Here is a 1,409-nt window from a genome sequence, read left to right on the forward strand (position 1 = left end):
TCCACCAGGCTGGCGACGGGGTACACGGCCAGTTCGCGGCTGTAGTGGTGGGTCCACGCGCCGACCAGTTCCTGCGCGGTGTGCGGGGCGTTCTTCAGCGGATTGTCGTCCTTGTCCAGCTCGCCGTTCTCCACCGCGCGGATTTCCTCGCGGATGCGGATCATGGCGTCGCAGAAGCGGTCCAGCTCTTCCTTCGACTCGCTCTCGGTGGGCTCGATCATCAGCGTGCCGGGCACCGGGAAGGACATGGTCGGGGCGTGGAAGCCGTAGTCGATCAGGCGCTTGGCGACGTCGTCGACGCTGATGCCGCTGCTGTCCTTGAGCGGGCGCAGGTCGAGGATGCACTCGTGGGCCACCAGGCCGTCGGCGCCGGTGTAGAGCACCGGGTAGTGCTCCTCCAGGCGGCGGGCGATGTAGTTGGCGTTGAGGATCGCCAGCTGGGTGGCGCGGCGCAGGCCGTCGCCGCCCATCAGGCGGATGTACATCCAGGTGATCGGCAGGATGCTGGCGCTGCCGAAGGGCGCGGCGCTGACCGCGCCGTCCTTGCGTGCCAGCTGCGCGTGGCCGGGCAGGAAGGGCGCCAGGTGCGCCTTCACGCCGATCGGGCCGACGCCCGGGCCGCCGCCGCCGTGGGGGATGCAGAAGGTCTTGTGCAGGTTCAGGTGCGACACGTCGCCGCCGAACCGGCCCGGGGCGCAGAGGCCGACCATGGCGTTCATGTTGGCGCCGTCGATGTACACCTGGCCGCCGTGGGCATGGACGATCTCGCAGATCTCGCGGATGCCTTCCTCGAACACGCCGTGGGTCGACGGGTAGGTGATCATCAGCGCGGCGAGGCGCTCCCGGTGTTCCTCGGCCTTGGCCTTGAGGTCGGCGAGGTCGACGTTGCCGCGGGCGTCGCAGGCGGTCACCACCACGCGCATGCCGACCATGCTGGCGGTGGCCGGGTTGGTGCCGTGGGCCGATTGCGGGATCAGGCAGATGTCGCGCTGGTCGTCGCCGCGGCTCTGGTGGTAGGCGCGGATCGCCAGCAGGCCGGCGTACTCGCCCTGGGAGCCGGCGTTGGGCTGCAGGGACACGGCGTCATAGCCGGTGGCCTGGCAGAGCATGGCTTCCAGCTCGCGGGTCAGTGCCTGGTAACCCTGGGCCTGCTCGGCGGGGGCGAAGGGGTGCAGCGCGCCGAATTCCGGCCAGGTGATGGGGATCATCTCGCTGGCGGCGTTCAGCTTCATGGTGCAGGAGCCCAGCGGGATCATGGCGCGGTCCAGGGCCAGGTCCTTGTCGGCCAGCTTGCGCAGGTAGCGCATCAGCTCGGTTTCCGAGTGGTAGCGGTTGAACACCGGGTGGCTGAGGATCGCCGACTGGCGCAGCAGGGCGGCCGGCAGGCGGCTGGCGACGCGGGCGGCCAG

General features: G+C 70.1%; 1 protein-coding gene. It reads right to left on the bottom strand.

Features of this window, described 5'->3' with window-relative positions; translation table 11 throughout:
* Nucleotides 1-1,409: aminomethyl-transferring glycine dehydrogenase subunit GcvPB (gene gcvPB / locus ACFPU0_RS17130; protein WP_377694442.1), on the bottom strand; the 1,409-nt coding region annotated here is incomplete at both ends.

It is taken from the genome of Pseudomonas sp. GCM10022186 (genome assembly GCF_042656385.1).
Lineage (GTDB): Bacteria > Pseudomonadota > Gammaproteobacteria > Pseudomonadales > Pseudomonadaceae > Metapseudomonas.